At 69.4% G+C, this 23,280-nt stretch carries 22 protein-coding genes; 13 read left to right on the plus strand and 9 right to left on the minus strand.

Translation table 11 applies throughout. From position 1 onward, the window contains the following. The first annotated feature begins 56 nt into the window (after positions 1-56). The 9 genes from FHW79_RS00320 to FHW79_RS00360 all read left to right on the plus strand — a co-directional run bounded on the left by FHW79_RS00320 (position 57) and on the right by FHW79_RS00360 (position 9,365). Positions 57-1,337, plus strand: coding sequence for a glutamate-5-semialdehyde dehydrogenase (locus FHW79_RS00320; RefSeq protein WP_183177169.1), 1,281 nt, complete (start codon positions 57-59; stop codon positions 1,335-1,337). A gap of 108 nt (positions 1,338-1,445) precedes the next feature. After that, the gene (locus FHW79_RS00325) at positions 1,446-2,063 is read left to right on the plus strand and encodes a nicotinate-nucleotide adenylyltransferase (RefSeq protein WP_183177170.1); all 618 of its coding nucleotides are present in this window, start codon (positions 1,446-1,448) and stop codon (positions 2,061-2,063) included. Next, positions 2,060-2,500, plus strand: a complete 441-nt coding sequence (rsfS, locus tag FHW79_RS00330) for a ribosome silencing factor (RefSeq protein WP_104675343.1) — start codon at positions 2,060-2,062, stop codon at positions 2,498-2,500. The genes FHW79_RS00325 and rsfS overlap by 4 nt, the downstream gene beginning before the upstream one ends. A gap of 41 nt (positions 2,501-2,541) precedes the next feature. Then, a complete protein-coding gene (gene rlmH / locus FHW79_RS00335) occupies positions 2,542-3,000 on the plus strand; it encodes a 23S rRNA (pseudouridine(1915)-N(3))-methyltransferase RlmH (protein WP_183177171.1) in 459 nt (152 codons plus the stop codon). A 137-nt stretch (positions 3,001-3,137) separates the two neighbouring features. Then, complete coding sequence (gpmI, locus tag FHW79_RS00340) at positions 3,138-4,703, plus strand: 2,3-bisphosphoglycerate-independent phosphoglycerate mutase (protein WP_183177172.1); 1,566 nt, start codon at positions 3,138-3,140, stop codon at positions 4,701-4,703. Positions 4,704-4,716: 13 nt separating this feature from the next. Next, positions 4,717-6,168 (plus strand): peptidoglycan DD-metalloendopeptidase family protein, encoded by a 1,452-nt coding sequence (locus FHW79_RS00345; RefSeq protein ID WP_183177173.1) that lies wholly within the window; start codon positions 4,717-4,719, stop codon positions 6,166-6,168. Continuing rightward, positions 6,169-7,593, plus strand: coding sequence for a S41 family peptidase (locus FHW79_RS00350; protein WP_183177174.1), 1,425 nt, complete (start codon positions 6,169-6,171; stop codon positions 7,591-7,593). Positions 7,594-7,611: 18 nt separating this feature from the next. After that, entirely contained in the window at positions 7,612-8,862 is a 1,251-nt protein-coding gene (locus FHW79_RS00355) for a divergent polysaccharide deacetylase family protein (protein WP_183177175.1), read from the plus strand. A 5-nt stretch (positions 8,863-8,867) separates the two neighbouring features. Further along, positions 8,868-9,365 (plus strand): RNA pyrophosphohydrolase, encoded by a 498-nt coding sequence (locus FHW79_RS00360; protein ID WP_183177176.1) that lies wholly within the window; start codon positions 8,868-8,870, stop codon positions 9,363-9,365. 22 nt (positions 9,366-9,387) lie between these two features. On the opposite strand, the gene FHW79_RS00365 is transcribed toward FHW79_RS00360, so the two are convergent. The 6 genes from FHW79_RS00365 to FHW79_RS00390 form a co-directional block, all read right to left on the minus strand. Beyond that, positions 9,388-10,206: an acyl-ACP desaturase gene (locus tag FHW79_RS00365; protein ID WP_183177177.1), complete on the minus strand. Its 819-nt coding sequence runs from the start codon at positions 10,204-10,206 to the stop codon at positions 9,388-9,390. A 200-nt stretch (positions 10,207-10,406) separates the two neighbouring features. Beyond that, on the minus strand, positions 10,407-10,820 hold the full coding sequence (locus FHW79_RS00370) for a F0F1 ATP synthase subunit epsilon (RefSeq protein ID WP_014239442.1): 414 nt from the start codon (positions 10,818-10,820) through the stop codon (positions 10,407-10,409). A 90-nt stretch (positions 10,821-10,910) separates the two neighbouring features. Next, on the minus strand, positions 10,911-12,350 hold the full coding sequence (atpD, locus tag FHW79_RS00375; protein ID WP_014239441.1) for a F0F1 ATP synthase subunit beta: 1,440 nt from the start codon (positions 12,348-12,350) through the stop codon (positions 10,911-10,913). A gap of 69 nt (positions 12,351-12,419) precedes the next feature. Continuing rightward, positions 12,420-13,310, minus strand: a complete 891-nt coding sequence (locus tag FHW79_RS00380) for a F0F1 ATP synthase subunit gamma (protein ID WP_174439533.1) — start codon at positions 13,308-13,310, stop codon at positions 12,420-12,422. Between the two features lie 72 nt (positions 13,311-13,382). Further along, positions 13,383-14,912: a F0F1 ATP synthase subunit alpha gene (gene atpA, locus FHW79_RS00385; RefSeq protein WP_035671446.1), complete on the minus strand. Its 1,530-nt coding sequence runs from the start codon at positions 14,910-14,912 to the stop codon at positions 13,383-13,385. Next, complete coding sequence (locus FHW79_RS00390) at positions 14,912-15,481, minus strand: F0F1 ATP synthase subunit delta (RefSeq protein ID WP_038526237.1); 570 nt, start codon at positions 15,479-15,481, stop codon at positions 14,912-14,914. The genes atpA and FHW79_RS00390 overlap by 1 nt, the downstream gene beginning before the upstream one ends. 415 nt (positions 15,482-15,896) lie before the next feature. On the opposite strand from FHW79_RS00390, the gene FHW79_RS00395 reads away from it, so the two are divergent. Beyond that, positions 15,897-16,220, plus strand: coding sequence for a hypothetical protein (locus FHW79_RS00395; protein WP_183177178.1), 324 nt, complete (start codon positions 15,897-15,899; stop codon positions 16,218-16,220). Between the two features lie 61 nt (positions 16,221-16,281). On the opposite strand, the gene FHW79_RS00400 is transcribed toward FHW79_RS00395, so the two are convergent. Together FHW79_RS00400 and FHW79_RS00405 are read right to left on the minus strand one after the other, a co-directional pair. Next, positions 16,282-16,785, minus strand: a complete 504-nt coding sequence (locus tag FHW79_RS00400; RefSeq protein WP_247884099.1) for a cache domain-containing protein — start codon at positions 16,783-16,785, stop codon at positions 16,282-16,284. Between the two features lie 159 nt (positions 16,786-16,944). Continuing rightward, complete coding sequence (locus FHW79_RS00405) at positions 16,945-19,197, minus strand: primosomal protein N' (RefSeq protein WP_247884100.1); 2,253 nt, start codon at positions 19,195-19,197, stop codon at positions 16,945-16,947. An 88-nt stretch (positions 19,198-19,285) separates the two neighbouring features. Here FHW79_RS00405 and fsa point away from each other — a divergent pair, with 88 nt between their 5' ends. Genes fsa through FHW79_RS00420 form a run of 3 tightly spaced genes read left to right on the plus strand, consistent with a single transcriptional unit; the run spans position 19,286 to position 21,639 of the window. Further along, complete coding sequence (gene fsa, locus FHW79_RS00410) at positions 19,286-19,942, plus strand: fructose-6-phosphate aldolase (RefSeq protein WP_014239434.1); 657 nt, start codon at positions 19,286-19,288, stop codon at positions 19,940-19,942. A gap of 10 nt (positions 19,943-19,952) precedes the next feature. Next, positions 19,953-20,666 (plus strand): DUF484 family protein, encoded by a 714-nt coding sequence (locus FHW79_RS00415; RefSeq protein WP_183177180.1) that lies wholly within the window; start codon positions 19,953-19,955, stop codon positions 20,664-20,666. Positions 20,667-20,679: 13 nt separating this feature from the next. Next, the gene (locus FHW79_RS00420; protein WP_183177181.1) at positions 20,680-21,639 is read left to right on the plus strand and encodes a tyrosine recombinase XerC; all 960 of its coding nucleotides are present in this window, start codon (positions 20,680-20,682) and stop codon (positions 21,637-21,639) included. Between the two features lie 118 nt (positions 21,640-21,757). Here FHW79_RS00420 and lpdA read toward each other — a convergent pair whose 3' ends face one another. Further along, positions 21,758-23,158, minus strand: coding sequence for a dihydrolipoyl dehydrogenase (gene lpdA / locus FHW79_RS00425; RefSeq protein ID WP_183177182.1), 1,401 nt, complete (start codon positions 23,156-23,158; stop codon positions 21,758-21,760). Between the last annotated feature and the right edge of the window lie 122 nt (positions 23,159-23,280).

A 23,280-nucleotide genomic window follows, 5' to 3' on the forward strand; every position in this document is an offset into this window, starting at 1 on the left:
GGATGGGCTATGGTTCCGGCCCTTTTTGTTTGGCGAACGCCACTGGAGTGAGACCGATGTCCGCCCTGCTTGAGACCACCGACGCCTTGCACGATCAGATGCTCGCCCTCGGCCGCGCCGCCCGCGCCGCCGCGGCGGAGTTGGCGACCGTGCCAAGCCCGTCGAAGGATCAGGCCTTGCGGGCGGCGGCGGCCGCGATCCGCGCCCGCAAGGCGGAGATCCAGGCGGCCAACGACGCGGACGTCGCCGCCGCCCGGGAGCGCGGCCTCGCCGGCCCCATGATCGAACGCCTTGCCCTCAACGACGCCCGCATCGAGGCGATGGCCAAGGGACTGGAGGACATCGCCGACTTCCCCGATCCCATCGGCGGCGTCATCGCCGAATGGACCCGCCCCAACGGGCTGGCCATCCAGCGCGTGCGCGTGCCGCTGGGGGTGATCGGCATCATCTACGAGAGCCGCCCCAACGTGACCGCCGACGCCGGCGGCCTCTGCCTGAAGTCGGGCAACGCGGCGATCCTGCGCGGCGGGTCGGAGAGCATCCGCTCGTCCAGCGCCATCGCCGCCTGCTTGGCCGCCGGGCTGCGCGCCGCCGGGCTGCCGGAGGCGGCGATCCAACTCGTCCCGACGACGGACCGGGCGGCGGTCGGCCACATGCTGACCATGCGCGACTTCATCGACGTGATCGTCCCGCGCGGCGGCAAGTCGCTGATCCAGCGCATCGCCGAGGAGAGCCGCATCCCGGTCATCAAGCATCTGGACGGCAACAACACCGTCTATGTCGATGCCGGGGCCGACCCGGAGAAGGCGCGCAAGGTGGTGATGAACGCCAAGATGCGCCGCACCTCGATCTGCGGCGCCGCCGAGACGCTGCTGGTCGACCGCAGGATCGCCGACGCCGTCCTGCCGGTGCTGGTGAAGGACCTGCTGGACGCCGGCTGCGCCGTCCGCGGCGACGAGGCCGCCCAGGCCGCCGACCCGCGCGTGACCGCGGTGGCGCCGGAGGATTGGGACACCGAGTATCTCGACGCCATCATCGCCTGCGGCGTGGTGGACGGGGTGGACGGGGCGATCGACCACATCAACCGCCACGGCTCCCACCACACCGACGCCATCGTGACCGAGGACCCGGCGGCGGCGGAGCGCTTCCTGCAGCGCATCGACAGCGGCATCGTGCTGTGGAACGCCAGCACCCAGTTCGCCGACGGCGGCGAGTTCGGCATGGGTGCCGAGATCGGAATCTCCACCGACAAGTTCCACGCCCGCGGCCCGGTCGGCGCGGAGCAGCTCACCAGCTACAAGTATGTCGTGCGCGGCGATGGCCAGACGCGGCCGTAAGCGCAGGCTTTTCCCCCACCCTAACCCTCCCCCGCTGGGCGGGGGAGGGAACGAAGGCGCCCCATCCCCCTCCCCCGCCCAGCGGGGGAGGGCCGGGGTGGGGGCTCCGTGAAACCACCCCCCCACCGCTACGCCGGCCCGCTCCACGCCGGTCTGCGCATCGGGTTGCTCGGCGGGTCCTTCAACCCGGCCCACGCCGGGCACCGCCACATCAGCCTGTACGCGCTGAAGGCGCTGGGGCTCGATCAGGTGTGGTGGCTGGTCAGCCCGCAGAACCCGCTCAAGCCCGTCCGGGGCATGGCGCCGCTCGTCGAGCGGCTGGAGGAGGCCCGGCGCACCGCCCGCCATCCGGCCATCCGGGTCACCGCCATCGAGCGGGAGCTTGGCACCCGCTACACCGCCGACACGCTGGCCAAGCTCACGCTCCGCTTCCCCAAAACGCGCTTCGTCTGGCTGATGGGGGCGGACAATCTTCGGCAAATCCCCCGCTGGCGGCATTGGACGCGCATCTTCCGGCTGGTGCCGGTTGCAGTTCTCGCCCGTCCAACTTATTCTATGGGAGCGCTTGGTGGCATGGCCGCTCAGCGCTATGCCCGTCGCCGGGTCAGCATGCACAAGGCCAAGGGGTTGGCCGGTTCGAAAACACCGGCCTGGATTTTCCTCCGCAACCCGCTGCATCCGGCTTCGGCGACGGCGATCCGCCGGGCACGCGCCAGCGGGTCGTGACCCTGTATCGCGAGGTAGGTACCATCAACACGTTCATCGAACCGGCCGCGCCCGTTGTGCGGCCCGCGCCCGTTCCCGTTCCCCAGCCGGACGAACTGAAGGCGCTCGTCGAGAAGTCCCTGGACGACGATCAGGCCGAAGACGTCGTCGTCATCGACCTTGCCGGCAAGACCACCATCGCCGACTACATGATCGTGGCGTCGGGCCGCAACACCCGGCACATCGCCGCCATGGCCATGAAGCTGGCCGACCGCATGAAGCAGGCCGGCCTGCGCGGCGTCGAGGTCGAGGGCCTGAACCAGTGCGACTGGGTTCTGGTCGACGCCGGGGACGTCATCATCCACCTGTTCCGCCCGGAAGTCCGGACCTTCTACAACATCGAGAAGATGTGGGGTCTGGAGACGCCGCGGCCCTCCGCCGAGCGCATGAGCGCCTGACGGACACCGCTCAGGACGGGTGACGAACGGGAGTCGGACCGATGCGTCTGTGGCTTGCCGCGGTTGGGCGGTCACGGACCGGTCCGGCGCGCGACCTGTATGACGAGTATGCCGGCCGCCTGTCCTGGCCGCTGACTCTGCGCGAGGTCGAGGTGAAGAAGCGCCTCGCCTCCGACGAGCTGAAGCGGCAGGAGGCGGAGCTGCTTCTGGCCGCCATCCCCGCCGGGGCCATCGTCGTGGCCCTGGACGAGCGCGGCAAGACGATCACCAGCGAAGCCTTCGCCGCGAAGATCAGCGGCTGGCGGGACCAGGGGGCGGGCGACATCGCCTTTCTCATCGGCGGGGCGGACGGCCACGGCGACGCCGTGCGGGCGCGCGCCGATTTCCTTTTGGCCTTGGGCGCCATGACATGGCCGCATATGCTGGTGCGAGGCATGTTGGCGGAGCAAATCTACCGTGCCCAGCAAATTCTGGCCGGACACCCCTATCACCGTGCATGACTCCCATTGTGCGCGTGCGCAGGCATGCCATTTTCTGATCCGGCCCAAGGCGATAAGAACCCGGCCACAAGAAGACTGGCATCAGACCGTTCGACCGAGACCCGCAACCCGACCGTGACAGGCGTATGAGGACCGTGATGACCGAGACCAAACGTCCCCGACCCGTGGTGCTGTGCATCCTGGATGGCTGGGGCTACCGCGAGGAGCGCGAAGACAACGCCATCGCGCAGGGCAACACGCCCAACTGGGACCGGCTGTGGTCGTCGGAGCCGCGCGCCTTCCTGGAGGCCAGCGAGGAGGAGGTCGGGCTGCCCAAGGGCCAGATGGGCAACTCCGAGGTCGGTCACATGAATCTGGGCGCCGGGCGCGTCGTCCGCCAGGATCTGGTGATGATCGACCACGCCATCGTCGAGGGCGAGCTGGAGCGCAACGCCGCGCTGACCGGCCTCGCCAAGACGCTGCTGGCGTCGGGCGGGCGCTGCCACATCCTGGGCCTGCTGTCGCCGGGCGGCGTCCATTCGCACCAGGACCACATCGCGGCGCTGGCCGGCGTGCTGGCCCATGAGGGCGTCCCGGTCGAGATCCACGCCTTCACCGACGGCCGCGACGTGCCGCCGCAGAGCGCCAAGGACCAGATGGCCGAATTCATGGCCGATGTCCACGCCCTGCCCGGCGTCACCGTCGCCACGGTCAGCGGGCGCTACTACGCCATGGACCGCGACAAGCGCTGGGACCGCGTCGCCAAGGCCTACGCCACGCTGGTGAGCGCCCAGGGCGAAAAGGCCGCCGATCCGATCCAGGCCATCGAGCAGAGCTACGCCGCCGGCACCCACGACGAGTTCATCCTGCCGACCGTCATCGACGGCTACACCGGCATGAAGGATGGCGACGCCATCCTGATGGCGAACTTCCGCGCCGACCGCGCCCGCGAGATCCTGGCCGCCTTCGTCGATCCGGCCTTCGACGGGTTCGAACGCGCCTCGGTGCCGAAGCTGGCCGCCGTCGTCGGCATGGTCGAGTACTCGTCCACGCTCGCCAAGCTGATGACGACCATCTTTCCGCCGAAATCCTTGACCAAGGTGCTGGGCGAAGTGGTCAGCGAGGCCGGATTGACCCAGTTGCGCATCGCCGAGACGGAAAAGTACCCGCACGTCACCTTCTTCTTCAACGGTGGCGAGGAGCGCGTGTATCCGGGCGAGGACCGCATCCTGGTGCCCTCGCCGAAGGTCGCGACCTACGATCTCCAGCCGGAGATGTCCGCCGCCGAGGTGACCGACAAGGTCGTCGCCGCCGTGGACAGCGGGAAGTACGATCTGGTGGTCATCAACTACGCCAACCCGGACATGGTCGGTCACAGCGGCATCCTGTCCGCCGCCATCAAGGCGGTGGAGGCGGTGGACGTCAGCCTGGGCCGGCTGGAGGCCGCCGTGCGCGCCCAGGGCGGCGTCATGCTGGTCACCGCCGACCACGGCAACTGCGAGCTGATGAAGGACCCGGAGACCAACGGCCCGCACACCGCCCACACGCTGGACAAGGTGCCGCTGGTGCTGGTGAACGGCCCCGCCGGGGTGTCGGCGATCCGCAGCGGGCGTCTGGCCGACATCGCCCCGACGCTGCTCGACCTGATGAAGCTGCCGCAGCCGGCCGAGATGACCGGCAAGAGCCTGATCGACCGCGCCAGCGCGCGGGCCGCCGCGGAATAAGGCGGAACCGGGCATGGGCGCAGGGCGCGATCATCCGGCGGGTGTTGCTCTGCTCCCCCTCCCCGTCTCCAGTCCGCAAAACGGCGGGCGGAGACGGGCGCTTTCCTGGCGGCCGGCCCTGCTGACCGCCACCCTGCTCGCCACCCCGTTGGTCGTCTCGGCCACCGCCACGGCGCAGACCGAGTCCCCCGGCCAGACGCTGAAGCGGGTGGAGCAGGACCTCCAGTCCGACAAGGCCCTGCAACGGCAGCTCGACCGCCAGTCCCAGACGCTCCAGAAGGAGTTGGACGAGCTGCGCGACCGGCTGGTCGGTCTGGCCGACCAGGAGCGGGCGCAGGAGGACGAACTCGCCCATCTCGAAGAGTCCCTGACCGCGCTGGAGACGCAAGAGCGCAGCCAGGCCGAAAAGCTGGAGGGCGAGCGGCAGCAGATCGCCGCCCTGCTCGCCGCCCTGCAGCGCGTCGCCCGCATCCCGCCGGAAGCGGCGCTGGCCCGTCCGGACGGGCCGGTTGACACGCTGCGCTCCGCCCTGCTGCTGCGCGACACGGTGCCGGCCCTGCGCGCCCGCGCCGACGCGCTGGCCCAGGCGCTGACCCGGCTGGCCGAGACGCGCGAGGCGCTGCAGGCCCAGCGCGGCCGCACCTACGCCGCCCGCCTCACCCTGATCGACCGCCAGAAGGAGATCGGCCAGCTCGTCGCCCGGCGCGAGGAGCTGTCGCGCCAGACCGAGGAGGAGCGCCAACAGGTCGCCCAGCGCACCGCGCGCCTGACCGGTCAGGCCGCCGATCTGCGCCAGCTGATGGAGCGCATCGAGGCCGAACGCCGCGCCGCCGCGGCTGCGGCGGCCAAGCGCGAGTCCGAACGGCTGGAGGCGGAGCGCCGGGAAGCCGAACGCCGGCTCGCCGAGCAACGGGCCGCGGAGCAGAAGGCGGCCGAGCAGAGGCTGGCGGAACAGAAGGCGGCGGAACAGAAGGCGGCGGAGCAGCGGGCCGCCGAACAGAAACTTGCCGAACAAAGGTCGAGCGAGCAGCGGGCCAGGGCCGAGGCGGAAACCGCCCGCGCCGCGCCCGGCCCGCCCGCCGGGGAACGCCTGCCGGTGGGCGGCCGGGTGACCGTCCGCTATGGCGAGGCCGACCGCTACGGCGCGACCAGCCGGGGCGTCACCATCCAGGCCCGCGCCGGCTCGACCGTCGTGTCACCGCAGGCCGGAACGATCGTCTTCGCCGGGCCGTTCCGCGGCTATGGCCAAATCTTGATCGTGGAACACAGCCACGGATATCATAGTCTCATCGCTGGATTTGGCCGCATCGACACGGCCGTCGGACGGCGCGTGGCCACGGGGGAACCCATCGGCCTGATGCCCGCCGACGGGTCACCCGATCTTTACTTCGAGCTTCGACGTCACGGACAGCCGATCAATCCACAGCGCGGTTTCGGCGCCCCGGAGGGGAAAGGACAAGGGTAGATGAGGATAGTCAAGCGTGCCGCCACCGCCGCGGCCCTGGTGTTTCTGGGGGCCGGCGTCGCCACCGTCACCGCGCAGGTGAACAGCACCGGCAACAGTTCCGAGACCTACCGCCAGCTCAACCTGTTCGGCGACGTGTTCGAGCGCGTGCGCGCCGAGTATGTCGAGTCGACGACGGACGAGCAGCTCATCGAGTCCGCCATCAACGGCATGCTCACCTCGCTCGACCCGCATTCCAGCTATCTGAACCGCAAGAGCTTCCAGGACATGCAGGTTCAGACCCGCGGCGAGTTCGGCGGGCTGGGCATCGAGGTGACGATGGAGAACGGCCTGATCAAGGTCGTGTCGCCCATCGACGAGACGCCGGCCTTCCGCGCCGGGCTGCAGCCGGGCGACCTGATCATCCAGCTCAACGGCGAGGCCGTGATGGGCCTGTCGCTGAACGAGGCGGTGGAGAAGATGCGCGGCCCGGTGGGCAGCGACATCAAGGTCACCGTGCGCCGCGGCGAGGCCGGCGAGCCGTTCGAGGTCACGCTGACCCGCGCCGTCATCAAGGTGCAGTCGGTCCGCTACCGCACCGAGGGCGACATCGGCTACGTCCGCGTCACCAGCTTCAACGAGCAGACGCAGCAGGGGCTGGAGAAGGCCATCGCCTCGATCCAGCAGCAGCTGGGCGACAAGCTGAAGGGCTACGTCCTCGACCTGCGCAACAACCCCGGCGGCCTGCTCGACCAGGCGGTCTCGGTCTCCGACACCTTCCTGGAGAAGGGGGAGATCGTCTCCACCCGCGGCCGCAAGGCGGAAGAGGGCACGCGCTACAACGCCAAGCCCGGCGACCTCGCCAAGGGCCTGCCGGTCGTGGTGCTGATCAACGGCGGTTCGGCCTCGGCGTCGGAAATCGTCGCCGGCGCGCTGCAGGACCACAAGCGGGCGCTCGTGCTCGGCACCCAGTCCTTCGGCAAGGGCTCGGTCCAGACGATCATCCCGCTGCCCGGCCACGGCGCCATGCGCCTGACCACGGCGCGTTACTACACGCCGTCGGGCAAGTCGATCCAGGCACTGGGCATCACCCCGGACATCGAGGTGCACCCGGCCCGCGTCGAGGAGACCGACCAGGGTCTGATCCGCCGCCGCGAGAGCGACCTGCGCGGCGCGCTGCGCAACCCGGACGCCCCCCGTCCGGCCACCACCCAGCCGGCCCCGGCGCCGGGCGCCAGCAACGCACCGGCTCCCGGGGCGGCCCCCGGTGCGGCTCCGGGCGCAGCGCCGGGTGCGACGCCGGCCCCCGCCAACGGCAACGCCCCGGCTGCGCCGTCCGCGGAGAATGGCGAGGGCGCGCCGAACCAGCCGCCCTTCGACTACCAGCTGGCCCGCGCGCTCGACCTGCTGCGGGGCGTCGCCCTGTTCCAGGCCCGCGCGCACTGAGGGAAGGGGAACGGGTCCGTGAACGCTGCCGCCCTGCTGGGCCGCCTGAAGCCCGCGAAACGGGAACGTTCCGGACCCGGCCTGCTGGCCCGTCTCCGGCGCCGCAAGGGCGGCGATTCCGACGGCGCGCCGCGCGCGCACAAGGAGCGCCGCCCGCTGTCGCCCCTCGCCAAGAGGCTGCTCGGCGCCTACGCCGCGCTGGCCCTCGGGCTGGGCGGGTTGGCCGGCTGGCTGGCGATGAACGCGGAGCACACGACCGAGGCATGGCAGGCCGCCATTCCCCGCGTCGAGGTGGCGGTGAAGGGCGCGCCAGCGCCAACGCCGCCGGCAACGCCCCCCGCTGCGGCGGCGGCCGTTCCCGTCCAACCATCTCCGCCTGCGGTCTCGCCTCCGGCGGCTCCCCCGCCGTCCGCCGCTGTCGCACCGCCTTCGCCGCCGCTCGCCGTGGTCGTGAACGAACCGGTCACCCTGACGCCGGCGCCGGTCCCCGGCCTGGTGGAGGACTCGCGCAACGGACCGCTGCCGCGCATCGCCGAGGACGGGCGCAAGCCCTGGCAGGTTTACGCCCGCCCCTTCCCCGCCGCCGACCGGCGCCCGCGCATCGCCATCGTGCTGGCCGAGATGGGCATCTCCGGCGTGACCACCGGCAACGCCCTGCAGAAGCTGCCGCCGACCATCACCCTGGCCTTCGTCCCCTACGCCGACCGGCTGGACAACTGGGTGGAGCGCGCCCGCGGCAAGGGGCACGAGGTGATGCTCTCCATTCCCATGGAGCCGCAGGACTACCCGCGCAACGATCCCGGCCCCAACGCCCTGCTGAGCATGCTGCCGCCCGAGCGCAACATGGAGCGGCTGGAATGGTCGCTGGGCAAGGCGGTCGGCTATATCGGCATCACCAGCACCACGGGCAGCAAGTTCACCGCCAACCCCGACGCGGTGAACCCGGTGATCGCGGCGATGAAGGCGCGCGGCCTGATGGTCCTGGACGCCCGCGCCAACCCGCGCAGCGTCGCCGGCACCCTGGCGGGACAGGCGGGCGTGCCGCGGGCCTTCGCCGACCGGGTGATCGACCGCGACCTGTCGCGCGGCGCCATCGACGACCAACTCGCCGAGCTGGAGGCCATCGCCAAGGCGAACGGCGCCGCGGTGGGCATTGGCGCCCCCTACCCCAGCACCATCGAACGGATCAACCTGTGGCTCACCGGGCTGGCCGACCGTGGCATCGCCATCGTGCCGGTTTCCGCCCTGGCCAACATGCAGAAGCAATAAGGCGCATGAGCAAGAAGGTCATCGACCGCGAGTCCCTCCCCTACCGCCCCTGCGTCGGGGTGATGCTGCTGAACGACCGTGGACAGGTCTTCGTGGCCCGGCGCTGCGACAGCAAGGACGCCTGGCAGATGCCCCAGGGCGGCATCGACGAGGGCGAGGGCGTGCATGAGGCCGCCCTGCGCGAGCTGAAGGAGGAGATCGGCACGGACAAGGCCGAGATCCTCGGAGAGACGGCGGAGAAGTTGCGCTACGACCTGCCCGACCATCTGCTGGGCAAGGTCTGGAAGGGCCGCTGGCGCGGCCAGGAGCAGGTCTGGCTGGCCGCCCGCTTCACCGGCGCGGACAGCGACATCGACCTCGCCACCGAGCATCCGGAGTTCGACGCCTGGAAGTGGGTTGATGCCGACGATCTGCCCGGCCTGATCGTGCCCTTCAAGCGCCCTGTCTACGAGTCGGTGCTGGCGGAATTCGCCCCGCTGATCGCGGCGCTGCGGCGGGGCTGACCCCCGCCGCTCCCGGTGGTCCTCAGGCGACCTTGGCCAGCCGCTTGGCGCGGCTTTCGATCAGCCACCAGGCGCTGCGGGCGGCGACGCTGTAGAAGCGGGTGTGCGGCTTCAGCCCGCAGGCCTTGAAGACCATCGCCACCGCGCGGTCGACGTGCTTGGGCCGGTAGCGGCCGTAGGCGCGGCGCATGTAGGCCTGATTGTAGGTCTTGTGCGCGTAGGGCTCGCCCTCCGGCGCGTTGGCCGCGTAGTAGGCGTAGGCCAGTTCGTCGTCCTCCGACTCGCCGATGCGCGACAGCGCCACCTTGAGCCGCTGGAACTTGTTGAGCTGCTCCAGCTCCAGATACTTCTTCGTGTAGGTGTAGAAGAGCTTGAAGTGGCGCAGCTCGTCGGCGGCGATGTTCTTGCAGATCAGCTTGAGCACCGGCTCGTCCGTCGAGTCGCCGATGGCCGCGTAGTAGCTGCTGGTGCCGGTCTCGACCATGCAGCGGGCGATCATCTCGCCGGTGCGCGAGCCGCGGACCGAGGCGTCGAGGTCGATCGGCACCTTGTAGCCGGCGCGGAAGCGCTCCACGGCCCGGTCGAAGTCGAAGGTCGGATCGACCAGCTCCGCCCATTTGCCGAGCGCGCGGCCGTGCTGGACCTCCTCGACCGCCCAGCCGTGCGCGACCTCCTGGAACTCGGGGTCGTCGTGGAAGACGTTGCAGAGATAGGCCGTGTAGTCGTCGGCGTTGAACTCCACCAGGGCTGCCGCCTTGATGAGCGGAACGAGATCGGGATCGACCTTGCCGTGGTCCAGTTGATCCCAGGGAAGCTCTTCGTATTTCCAGTGCAACGCCACACTCCACTCCCGCTGCTGGCCGCCGTTCCGGGCCGGTTGTTCCACGCTCTGACGGAGAATAGGACGATAAAAACAAAAACGCCTCGACGGACGGGCCGGGAGGCGTTCGATCCCCTGGGGGACACTATGTATGGCTGCGATGGCGCAATGCAACGGAAACGGCCCAGCCGGCGGTCGCCGCCGCCGGGCCGTGCCCGGTGTCAGTGCGTGGTCGCGCCGGTCGCGTCGAGCTTGGCGCGGGCGATGGCGATCTTCGCCTCCACGCGGGCCTTCTCGTCGTCGGACTTGGCGTCCTCCAGATCCTCGCCCAGGTCGCGGATCTGCTGCTCGACCTTGGCGCGGTCGATCTCGGCGACCGCGATGGCCTCCTCGGCCAGGACGGTGCAGCGGGTCTCGGTCACCTCGGCGAAGCCGCCGGCAACGAACACCCGGTCGACCACGCGGTCGGCCTCGTAGACGTCGATCACGCCCGGACGGACGGTCGAAATCATCGGCGAGTGGCCGGCGAGGACGCCGAAGTCACCTTCCGAACCCGGCACCACGACCATGTCGACGGGCTGCGAGGTCAGCAGCTTCTCCGGAGAGACCAGCTCGAATTCGACTTTATCGGCCATGGGTTTCCTGGTGCCTCTTCATAAGAACCCCCTCCCCCGCGCGGGCGGAGGAGAGGGTTAGCCTCGTTACCGAACCTCAGCCGACCGTGATCAGGCGGCTTCGGCGGCCAGCTTCTTCGCCTTGGCGATGGCTTCGTCGATGGTGCCGACCATGTAGAAGGCCGCTTCCGGCAGGTGGTCGTAGTCGCCGTTCACGATGCCCTTGAAGCCCTTGATGGTGTCTTCCAGGCTGACGAGCACGCCCGGGGTGCCGGTGAACACCTCGGCGACGTGGAACGGCTGCGACAGGAAGCGCTGGATCTTGCGGGCGCGGGCCACGACCAGCTTGTCCTCTTCCGACAGCTCGTCCATGCCCAGGATCGCGATGATGTCCTGCAGCGACTTGTAGGTCTGGAGGACGCGCTGCACCGAACGGGCGACGGTGTAGTGCTCCTCACCGACGACGCGCGGGTCCAGGATGCGGCTGGTCGAGTCCAGCGGGTCCACCGCCGGGAAGATCGCCATTTCGGCGATCGAACGCGACAGCACCGTGGTGGCGTCCAGGTGGGCGAAGGAGGTGGCCGGGGCCGGGTCGGTCAGGTCGTCGGCGGGCACGTAAATGGCCTGCACCGAGGTGATCGACCCCTTCTTCGTGGAGGTGATGCGCTCCTGCAGGGCGCCCATGTCGGTGGCCAGCGTCGGCTGGTAACCCACCGCCGACGGGATGCGGCCCAGCAGAGCCGACACTTCCGAACCGGCCTGCGTGAAGCGGAAGATGTTGTCCACGAAGAACAGCACGTCCTGGCCTTCCTCGTCGCGGAAGTACTCCGCGAGGGTCAGGCCGGACAGGGCGACGCGGGCGCGGGCGCCCGGCGGCTCGTTCATCTGGCCGTACACCAGGGCCACCTTGGAGCCCGGGCCGTCGAGCTTGATGACGCCCGACTCGATCATCTCGTGGTAGAGGTCGTTGCCCTCACGGGTGCGCTCGCCCACGCCCGCGAACACCGACACGCCGCCGTGCGCCTTCGCGACGTTGTTGATCAGCTCCATGATGGTCACGGTCTTGCCCACGCCGGCGCCGCCGAACAGGCCGATCTTGCCGCCCTTGGCGTAGGGGGCCAGCAGGTCGATGACCTTGATGCCGGTGATCAGCACTTCGGCGTCCGTCGACTGCTCGACGAAGTCCGGGGCCGCACGGTGGATCGGCAGGGTGCGCTCGGCGCCGACGTCGCCGCGCTCGTCGATCGGCTCGCCGATCACGTTGATGATGCGGCCGAGGGTGGCCGGGCCGACCGGCACGGCGATCGGGGCGCCGGTGTCCGTCACTTCGGCGCCGCGGACCAGGCCGTCGGTGCTGTCCATGGCGATGGCGCGGACGGTGCTCTCGCCGAGGTGCTGGGCAACCTCGAGCACGAGGACCTTGCCGTCGTTCTGGGTGTGCAGAGCGTTCAGAATGGCCGGCAGCTCGCCGTCGAACTGGACGTCGACAACGGCGCCCGTGACCTGCGTGATCTTGCCGACGGCGTTCGTCGCCTGGGTGGTGGTGGCCATGGAGTAAAGCTCCCTCGGAACTCGATAATTGTCGGATGTGCCGTCGTATCGACCGCGAACGCTGCGCCGTTAAACCGCCTCGGCGCCGGAGATGATCTCGATCAGCTCCTTGGTGATGTAGGCCTGGCGCGTGCGGTTGTAGGTGATCGTCAGCTTGTTGATCATGTCGCCGGCGTTGCGCGTCGCGTTGTCCATCGCGGTCATGCGGGCGCCCTGTTCGGACGCGGCGCTTTCCAGGAGGGCGCGATAGACCTGGATCGACAGGTTGCGCGGCAGCAGCTCGGCGAGGATCTGCTCCTCGTCGGGCTCGAACTCGTAGATCGCCTTGACCTCGGCGCCCGCGGCTTCCTCGTCCGCCTGCGCCTCGACGGCGAAGGGAACGAGCTGCTGGACGGTCACGATCTGGGAGATCGCCGACTTGAACTTGTTGAAGATCACCGAGCAGACGTCGAACTCGCCCGCGTCGTACATCGCCAGGACCTTCTGCGCGACGACATCGGCGTCGGCGAAGGACAGGCGGCGGCGCCCCACGTCCTCGTAGGTCTCGACGATCAGCGAGCCGAACTCGCGGCGCAGCTGGTCGCGGGCCTTGCGGCCGACGGTGAGCAGCTTGACCGTCTTGCCTTCCGACTGGAGGCGCAGGATCTGGCGGCGGGACTCACGGACGATGGCGCCGTTGAAGGCGCCGCACAGGCCGCGGTCGGAGCTGATGATGACGAGGAGATGCACCTGATCGGAACCGGTGCCGGTCATCAGCTTCGGGCCGTTGCCCGAGTCCTGCACGTTGGCCGCGAGAGAGGCCAGCATGCGGCCCATGCGCTCGGCGTAGGGACGACCGGCTTCCGCCTGCTCCTGCGCACGGCGGAGCTTGGAGGCGGCGACCATCTTCATCGCCGAGGTGATCTTCCGCGTCGATTGGACGCTGGCGATCCGGTTCTTTAGGTCCTTGAGGTTAGGCATGCCGGCCCTTCATTCCGCTCGGGGTCGTTCGGGTTGACGGACGGGGCGCAGGGACTGCGCCCCCGCCGTCGATCAGACGAACACCTTGGAGAAGTTGTCGAGGAAGGCCTTGAGGCGCTCCTCGGTCGCAGAGGTGATCTGCTTCTCGTTGCGGATCGTCGCCAGGATGTCGGCCCCCTTCGAGCGGACCTCGGCGAGGAACTTCTGCTCGAAGCGGTTGACGTCCTCGACCTTGATCTTGTCGAGATAGCCCTTCACGCCCGAGAAGATCGACACGACCTGCTCTTCGACCGGCAGCGGCTGGAACTGCGGCTGCTTCAGCAGCTCGGTCAGACGGGCGCCGCGGGCCAGCAGGCGCTGGGTGGCGGCGTCGAGGTCCGAGGCGAACTGCGCGAAAGCGGCCATCTCGCGGTACTGGGCCAGCTCCATCTTGATGGTGCCCGCGACCTGCTTCATCGCCTTGATCTGGGCGGCGGAGCCGACGCGCGACACCGACAGGCCGACGTTGATGGCCGGACGGATGCCCTTATAGAACAGGCCCGTCTCGAGGAAGATCTGGCCGTCGGTGATCGAGATCACGTTCGTCGGGATGTAGGCCGACACGTCGCCGGCCTGCGTCTCGATGACCGGCAGGGCGGTCAGCGAGCCGTTGCCGTGGGCGTCGCCCATCTTGGCGGCGCGCTCGAGCAGGCGGCTGTGGAGGTAGAACACGTCGCCCGGGTAGGCTTCGCGGCCCGGCGGACGGCGGAGCAGCAGCGACATCTGACGGTAGGCGACGGCCTGCTTGGACAGGTCATCGTACACGATCAGGGCGTGCATGCCGTTGTCGCGGAAGTACTCGCCCATCGTGCAGCCGGTGTACGGCGCCAGGAACTGCAGCGGAGCCGGCTCCGACGCGGTGGCGGCGACGACGATCGAGTATTCCAGGGCGCCGGCGTCTTCCAGGGTCTTGACGATCTGGGCGACGGTGGAGCGCTTCTGACCGACGGCGACGTAGATGCAGTAGAGCTTCTTGCTCTCGTCGTCGCCCTGGTTGATCGGCTTCTGGTTCAGGAAGGTGTCGATGACGACGGCGGTCTTGCCGGTCTGGCGGTCACCGATGATCAGCTCGCGCTGGCCGCGGCCGATCGGAACCAGGCTGTCGACGGCCTTCAGGCCGGTCTGCATCGGCTCGTGCACCGACTTGCGCGGGATGATGCCGGGGGCCTTGACCTCGACGCGGGTGCGGGTGACGTCCACCAGCGGGCCCTTGCCGTCGATCGGGTTGCCCAGGCCGTCCACGACGCGGCCCAGCAGACCCTTGCCGACCGGCACGTCCACGATGGTGCCCGTGCGCTTGACGGTGTCGCCTTCCTTGATCTCGCTGTCGGTGCCGAAGATCACGACGCCGACGTTGTCGGTCTCGAGGTTCAGCGCCATGCCCTTGATGCCACCGGGGAACTCGACCATCTCGCCGGCGCGCACGTTGTCCAGGCCGTGCACGCGGGCGACGCCGTCACCCACCGAGAGGACCTGGCCGACCTCGGCGACGTCCGCCTCGGTCCCGAAATTCGCGATCTGCTGCTTGAGGATCGCAGAGATTTCTGCGGCGCGGATATCCATCAGACTGATCCCCCTGAGGCCTTCATGGCGAGTTGCAATTTGTTCAGCTTCGTGCGCACCGAGGTGTCGACCATGCGCGAGCCGAACTTAACGATCATGCCCCCGATCAGCGCGGGATCGACCGTGGTGTTGATCAACACCTTGGAGCCGATCGACGCCTTCAGCGCGTCGGTGACCGCGGCCAGCTGAGCGTCGCTCAGCGGCTGGGCCGAGGTGACCTGGGCGGTCACTTCGCCACGACGGCGGGCCAGTTCGGCGAGATAGCCTTCGATCATGCCTTCCAGCGCGAACAGGCGGCGGTTCTTGGCCACCAGCCCGATGAAGCGCTTGGTCAGATCGGACACTTCGGCGCGGTCCAGAACCGCGGCCATCGCCCGGCCTTGGTCGGCGCGGCTGATCACGGGACTGCGGACGAGGCGGCGAAGGTCGGCGCTCTCAGCCAGGATTTGCTTCAGCGCAACCAGATCGCTCGCGACCTGATCCAACGCTTTGTTCTCGTCCGCAAGCTCGAACAGCGCGATGGAGTAGCGCGTAGCGAGTTCGGAAACGCCTGTACCTTCGATTGCCACCTGATCCCTCGAATTGAGTTCGGTAGACGGTGAATTTTCAGGGCCTTAAATAGGGCAAAACCCACATCGCGGCGGCCCAGCCCGCGAAAGCGAGCGGTCCAATATCACAGGATTAGGCCCTGCGCAACGGGGTCTGGACAATTTGCGCGCGGGGTGAGTGCGGCGTTTTGCGCCCCTGCGGGGTGGGGTCCGTTCTTGGCGGCGGGGGCTGGAAATGGGCATACCACTTCACAACCGCAACGGATCACCTTGGCATCTGAAGGCCCTGCCCTCTCCGGGACCGGTTTTTTCCGGAGCCCGTCCCGTGGCGGTCCAGAGACCAGACTGTGACCTAACGCCCCGCTTAACACCCGTTTAACCATTCACGCGCACGGTCGCCACACAGCCCGTCTGACAGGACAAACCCAGGCCAATCATGACCGTCGTCGCCTTCTCCTGCGCCCGCTTCACCCCCGCCGACCTCAACGAATTCGAGGCGGTGGCCGAGCCGAAGCTGCGCCTTGGCCATTGGGCCGGGGTCATCCGCGAAACGGGCCGGGAGCATGACCGGCTCCTCGTTCTCCTGCCCGGCGTGGACCGTCCGGTCTTCCGGTTCGAGCGCGACGGCCGCGGACGCTACAACCTGTCCTTCAACGACCGCTCCGGCTGGTACGGCATCGGGTCGGGAGGCAGCGCATCCGAATGCCTGTCGATCTGGCGTCCCCGCCCGCGGACCGACCGCTCCGTCTCGGTGCTCTGAACCTCTTTTTCACCCTTCGGAAAAGTCCGATTCGGCCGCCGCCGGCGTGCCGGACAGCCGGTCAGCGGTAGACGCCGACCGACAGCAGATAGGGCTCGCCGCCCAGGACGATGCGGCGCACGATCATCGTCTTCGGCGCGATCTGGCCGGACAGCGGGTCCGTCCATTTGTAGCTGACGGCGCCTGAGTCCCGCTCCGCCACGATGTCCAGCGCCTCCTGGATGAAGGGCTTGCCGTCGACGTCCTTCAGGTCCTTGAGGTTCGCGCCGTTCAACGACGGCGTCCAGCCGTGGGCCACCATGACGCCGTCGCGGTCGATCAGCATCGGGTAGAGGTCGCGGTCGATCAGCGCGCCGTCGCGCTGGGCGAAGGCGTCCGGCGCCGCCTCCGCGCCGTGCTGGCGCAGATAGCCGCTGGTCTTGTCGAGCAGCGCCTTGGCATCCGATTCCGTGCCCCGGGTCTGGGCGGGCACACCAGCCGCCAGCGCGATGATCGCCAGCAGCGCGAGAACCGGAAGGACCGTCAGCAATGTGGGGAGGTGGAAACGATCGCGCAGCCAGGACATGAGATCGCTCGGCGAAAGATGACTTCCATACTCTGGTAATACCATGACCCGCCGGCCGCAACGGACCAAACGTCACAGGTGCCCTGCGGAGCGCGCAGAGACAATCGGTCGCAGCCCCCCTTTACAGGAGTCCGACGTTTCTTAAAGGGCACCGCGTCTCTACAGGAAGCTGTAGGGATCGACGTCCACTTGCACGCGCACGTTGGGCGGAATCTCCACCCGCTCCAGCCACTGGGCGATCAGGGGTTGCACCTGAACGGTGCGCGGTGCCTTCAGCAGCAGACGCCGCCGATGCCGGCCCCGCAACAGGGCGAGCGGCGCCGGGGCGGGCCCCAGCACCGCGACGGTGTCGCTGCGCGGCGCGGCGCGGCCCAGCGCGATGGACAGCTTCTCCACCGCCGCCGCGTCCTCCCCCGACACGATCAGGGCGGCCAGACGCCCGAAGGGCGGCATCCCGGCCTCCAGCCGCATCTCCGCCTCCAGCTGGTAGAAGCCGTCGCGGTCCCCGGCGGCCAGCGCCTGCATCACCGGATGCTCGGGCATATAGGTCTGCAGCATCACCCGCCCCGGCCGCTCGCCGCGCCCGGCGCGCCCGGCCACCTGATGGAGGAGCTGGTAGGTCCGCTCCCCCGCCCGCAGATCGCCGCCCGCCAGCCCGAGGTCGGCGTCGACCACCCCGACCAGGGTCAGCATGGGAAAATGGTGGCCCTTCGCCATCACCTGGGTGCCGATCAGGATGTCCAGCTCGTGGTCGGCGATGCGGCGGACCATCTCCTGGATGGCGCGGGGGCCGAACAGCGTGTCCGACGCCATGATGGCGGCCCGGGCGTCGGGGAACAGCTCCGCCACCTCCTCGGCGATGCGCTCCACGCCCGGACCGCAGGCCGCCAAAGTCCCCTCCTCGCCGCATTCCGGGCAGGTCGGGGAGAGCGGCTGCGACAGGCCGCAATGGTGGCACTGGAGCTTGCGGGCCAGCCGGTGCTCGACCAGCCACGCCGTGCAGTTGGGGCATTGCAGCCGGTGCCCGCAGGCCCGGCACAGGGTCAGCGGGGCATAGCCGCGGCGGTTGAGGAACAGCATCACCTGCTCCTTCTCCGCCAGCGTCTGCTCGATGGCTTTCTTCAGCGACGGGGCCAGCCAGTGGCGGGCCGGCGGCCGGTCCTTGCGCAGGTCCACCAGCTCCACGTCGGGCAGAACGGCGCCGCCGTGGCGGCCCGGCAGCTCGATGCGGGCGTAGCGGTGGCTGTCGGCGTTGACCTTGGTCTCCAGCGACGGGGTGGCGGAGACCAGCACGGTGGGGATGCCGCCGAGATGCGCCCGCGCGACGGCCATGTCGCGGGCGTGGTAGATCGACCCCTCCTCCTGCTTGTAGGCGGAGTCGTGCTCCTCGTCGATGATGATGACGCCGAGGTTCTTGTAGGGCAGGAACAGGGCGGAGCGGGCGCCGACGACCACCGGCACCTCGCCGTTGGCCACCGCCCGCCAGGTGTCGCGGCGCTGCGCCCCGGTCAGCTCGGAATGCCATTCCGCCGGCGGCGCGCCGAAGCGGCGGGCGAAGCGCTCCAGCCACTGCGCCGACAGGGCGATTTCCGGAAGCAGCACCAGCGCCTGCTTGCCCGCCTTCAGGGCGGCGGCGATGGCCTCGTAATAGACCTCCGTCTTGCCGGAGCCGGTCACCCCGTCGAGCAGCACGGTGGAATAGACGCCGGACTCCACGCGGGCGCGCAGGTCGGCCGCCGCGGCCTCCTGGTCGGCGGACAGGGTGGGGCCGGGGCGGTGGCAGTCGGGCCGCCCGAGCCTGGTCGGCTGGAGCAGCACCGGCTCCAGCAGCCCGGCCTCGGCCAGCCCGCGCACCACGGTGACGCCGCAGCCGGCCTCCTCCGCCAGTTCCGCCGGGGTGCGCGGCGGGCTGTCCTCCAGCAGGGCCAGCACACGCCGCCGCGGGTCGGTCATCTTGAAGCCGGGCGGCGGCTCCGCGTCGGGCTTGCGCAGGTAGGCGAGCGTCGCCTTCGCCGGCTCCAGCGCCGAGGGCACGCTGATCGCCATGCGCAGCACATGGCCCGGCGGCGTCATGGTGTAGGCGGCGACCCACTCCACGAACTTGCGCTCGACCTCCGGCATCGGCGGCACGTCGAAGCGGCGGACCACCGGCTTCAGCCGGGCGGCCGCCACGACTCCGGCGCCGTCGCCCCACACCACGCCCAGCACGCGGCGCGGCCCCAGCGGAACCTCCACGTAATCGCCGGGGACGAGGGACATCCCGGCGGGCACGCGGTAGTCGTAGGCCTCGCGCAGCGGCAGCGGCAGCAGCACGCGGACGCGCGGGTCCGCGTCCACCGGCACCGTGCCCGGCAGAAGAGCCTGCGCTGAATCTCCGGAACCGGCCCCGGATCTGGCGGAATTTTCACGCATCGGCTAGAGTGCCCCCTGGCCGCGACGCCGGGCAGCGAATCCCGGGAAACAGGGCACGGTCTTCCTCAGCAAGTATGGATTCCAGGTCATGAAGTTCTTCGTTGACACCGCCGACATCGCCGAGATCCGCGATCTGGCCGACACGGGCCTGCTGGACGGTGTTACCACCAACCCCTCCCTCGTCGCCAAGACCGGTCGCAGCTTCCTCGACCTCGTGGCCGAAATTTGTGACGTGGTGGACGGCCCGGTCAGCGCCGAGGTGGCCTCCACCGACTTCGAGACCATGCTGGCGGAAGGGAAGAAGCTTGCCAAGATCGCCGACAACGTCACGGTCAAGGTTCCGCTGACCCCGGCCGGCCTGAAGACCTGCAAGGCGCTGTCCTCCGAAGGCACGATGGTCAACGTCACGCTGTGCTTCTCCCCGGCCCAGGCGATCCTGGCGGCCAAGGCCGGCGCCAGCTTCGTGTCGCCCTTCGTCGGCCGCCTGGACGACATCGGGCAGGACGGCATGGGCCTGATCGCCGACATCGTGGAGATTTACAGCAACTACGACTACTTCAAGACCGAAGTGCTGGTCGCCTCGATCCGCAACCCGATCCACATCGTCGACTCCGCCCGCCTGGGCGCCCACGTCGTCACCGCCCCGCCGTCGGTCCTGAAGCAGCTCTTCAACCATCCGCTGACCGACAAGGGCCTCGCCCAGTTCGTCGCCGACTGGCAGAAGACCGGCCAGTCCATCCTCTGAGGACGGCAGCATGGGCCGGGAGCCGGGACACACCCCCCACCGGAAGGACGCGCCGACCGCCGAGGAGGTGCACGCCTACCTGCGGGACCATCCCGACTTCCTGGTCCATCACGGCGATCTGGTCCACCACCTGACTCCGCCGTCGCAGGACCGCGGGCGCGGGGTGGTGGACCTGCAGGCCTACATGGTCGAGCGCCTGCGCGGCGAGGTCCGCCTGCTGAAGGACCAGCAGCGCGAGCTGATCGGCACCTCGCGCGCCAACATGAACAGCCAGAACCGCATCCACGCGGCGGTGCTGTTCCTCCTCGACGCGCAGAGCTTCGAACAGCTCATCCAGACCATCACCACCGATCTCGCGGTGCTGCTCGACCTGGACGTCGCCTGCCTGATCGTCGAATCGAACGGCCACGACACCCCGCATGTCCAGACCTCCGGCGTGCGGGTGGTCGAGCCGGGGACCGTCGACCGCTGGCTGGGCAAGGCCGACGTGGCGCTGAACGCCGACATCCAGGGCGACCCGGAGCTGTACGGCCCCGGCGCCGGGCTGGTGCGGTCGGAGATCCTGATCCGCCTCCAGGTGTCCAGCGAGACGCCGGACGGCATGCTGGCCTTCGGCAGCCGCGAGCCCGGCACCTTCCACAGCGGCCAGGGCACGGAACTGGTCGGCTTCCTCGCCCGCGTGGTCGAGCGGGTCATCCGCGGCTGGCTCGAACTGCCGGCCTGAGCCACGAGAGCGCATGACCGGAAAACAGAACCCCGTCCTCGGCTTCGCCGCACAGCCGGACGTGCAGGACGTGCTGGTCCACTGGCGCCGCTGGATGGAGAGCGAGCGCAACGTCTCGCCCCACACGCTGACCGCCTACATCGGCGACGTCGCGACCTTCCTGGAATTCATCACCGGCTATCAGGCGAAGCCGCCGTCGATGAACGACCTCGCCGCGCTGACCGTCACCGACTTCCGCTCCTGGCTGTCCCACCTCGCCATGAAGGGGATCGGCTCCAACAGCCGGTCGCGCGCCCTGTCGTCGGTGCGCAACCTGTTCCGCTGGATGGACCGCGACGGCCGGCTGCACAACCCGGCGATCAACACCTTCTCAGGCCCGCGCATCAAGCGCCCGGCGCCGAAGCCGCTGACCGTGCTGGACGCCGACCGCCTGCTGGAGGAGTCGGAGAAGGAGCCGGACGAGCCGTGGGTCGGCAAGCGCGACCGGGCGCTGTTCACGCTGCTCTACGGCTGCGGCCTGCGCATCTCGGAAGCGCTGAACCTGACGCGCCGCGAGGCGCCGCTCGGCGAGACGCTGCGCGTCACCGGCAAGGGCAACAAGGAACGGATCGTCCCGGTGCTGCCGGCGGTGACGGAGGCGGTGCGCGCCTACATGGACGCCTGCCCTTACAAGCAGGGTCCGGACGCGCCGCTGTTCGTCGGGGTGCGCGGCGGGCAGCTCGCCCCGGCCATCGCGCAGCGGCGGATGCGCGACCTGCGCCGCCTGATGGGGCTGCCGGAAACCGCGACGCCGCACGCGCTGCGGCACAGCTTCGCCACGCATCTGCTGGCGGACGGCGGCGACCTGCGGGCGATCCAGGATCTGCTGGGCCACGCCTCGCTGTCGACGACGCAGCGCTACACGGACGTGGAGAGCGAGCAGCTGATGCAGGTGTACCGCTCGGCCCACCCGCGGGCGAAGAAGACGCCGTAGGGTCGGAGGGAGGGACGGAGGTACATTGCCCCCTCCCCGACCCTCCCCCGCTTCGCAGGGGAGGGGGAAAGAGGGGCCTCCCCCGCTTCGCAGGGGAGGGAGAGGAGAGAGACGCGCCTTAGATGTGCAGGGCGCGGCCGTCCACGGCCAGTGCGGCTTCCTTGGTCACCTCCGACAGGGTCGGGTGGGCGTGGCAGGTGCGGGCGATGTCCTCGGCGGAGGCGCTGAACTCCATCGCCACGCCCAGCTCGCCGACCATCTCCGAGACGTTCGGGCCGACCATGTGGACGCCCAGCACCTTGTCGGTGCGCGCGTCGGCCAGGATCTTCACGAAGCCGTCGGTGGTGCCGCTGGCGCGGGCGCGGCCGTTGGCGGTGAAGGGGAACTTGCCCGCCTTGTAGGCGACGCCCGCGGCCTTCAGCTCCTCCTCGGTCTTGCCGACCGCAGCCACTTCCGGCCAGGTGTAGACGACGCCGGGGACGAGGTCGTGGTTGACGTGGCCCGCCTGACCGGCCAGCAGCTCGGCGAGAGCGACGCCCTCCTCCTCGGCCTTGTGGGCCAGCATCGGGCCTTCGACCACGTCGCCGATGGCGTAGATGCCCGGCACGTTGGTCTCGAAATGCTTGCCGATCTTCACGCGGCCGCGGTTGTCCATCTCCACGCCGACGGCGTCGAGGCCCAGCCCGTTGGTGTAGGCGCGGCGGCCGATGGCGACCAGCACGACGTCGGCCTCGACCTCCTCGGCGGTGCCGCCGGCGGCGGGCTCGACCGACAGGGTGACGCCGGTGTTGGTGATCTTGGCGCCGGTGACCTTGGAGCTGAGCTTGAAGGTCATCCCCTGCTTGCCCAGGATGCGCTGCATCTGCTTGGACACCTCGCCGTCCATGGTCGGCAGGATGCGGTCCAGGAACTCGACCACGGTGACCTGCGCGCCGAGACGGCCCCAGACCGAGCCCAGTTCCAGACCGATCACGCCGCCGCCGATGACGACGAGGCGCTTCGGCACCTCCGGCAGCTCCAGGGCCCCGGTGGAGGAGACGATCTTCTGCTCGTCGATCTCGATGCCCGGCAGCGGGGTGACTTCCGAGCCGGTGGCGATGACGATGGCCTTGGCCGCCGTGATGGTGCCGACGCCCTCGACCTCGACGGTGTTCGGGGCGGTGATGCGGCCCGCACCCTTCAGCCACGCGATCTTGTTCTTCTTGAACAGGAACTCGATGCCGCCGGTGTTCTCTTTGACGACCTTGTCCTTGTGGGACAGCATGCCCGGCAGGTCCAGCTCGACGCCGCCGACCTTGATGCCGAACTTGGCGAGGCCGTGCTTGGCCTCCTCAAACTTCTCCGACGCGGCGAGCAGCGCCTTGGAGGGGATGCAGCCCACATTCAAGCAGGTGCCGCCCAGCGCGCTGCGCTTTTCGACGCAGGCGACCTTGAAACCGAGCTGCGCCGCACGGATCGCGCAGACATACCCGCCGGGACCGCCGCCAACCACGACGACGTCGAAAGTGCTTTCAGCCATTGGGGGCTTTCCTTCCGCCATTTTTGTGTTTGCCAAAAGCCTTCCCGTCCAGCGGGGAGGGCCGCGCGCCGATTTATGCCGCCGCTCACGCCAACTGGCAACGGGACAGTTCGTCCGGGGGA

Source organism: Azospirillum sp. OGB3, assembly GCF_014192915.1.
Classification (GTDB): Bacteria; Pseudomonadota; Alphaproteobacteria; order Azospirillales; family Azospirillaceae; genus Azospirillum.